We start from the raw sequence: 249 nt of genomic DNA on the forward strand, positions 1-249 counted from the left end.
AGGCGGCAATGGCGGCAGCAACCATGGCGGCGACGGCGGCAATGGCGGCAAGGCCGGCAATGGCGGCAATGGCGGCAGCAACAACGGTGGCTTCGGCGGAAGCGGTGGCAACGGTGGTTCTGGCGGCAATGGTGGCAGCAACGGCGGCGGCAGCGGTGGTAACGGCGGTGCTGCAGGCAACGGCGGCAACGGCGGCAGCAACAACGGCGGTAACGGCGGTGCTGCTGGCAACGGTGGCAACGGTGGTTC

1 protein-coding gene is annotated in these 249 nt (G+C 69.5%); it reads left to right on the top strand.

Annotated features, from left to right (window positions below):
- Positions 1-249 (top strand): hypothetical protein (locus ACCD05_RS32010; protein ID WP_413397714.1); only part of this gene is annotated, 249 nt, incomplete at both ends.

The sequence above is a fragment of the Rhizobium sp. Rhizsp42 genome, assembly GCF_047304155.1.
GTDB lineage: Bacteria > Pseudomonadota > Alphaproteobacteria > Rhizobiales > Rhizobiaceae > Rhizobium.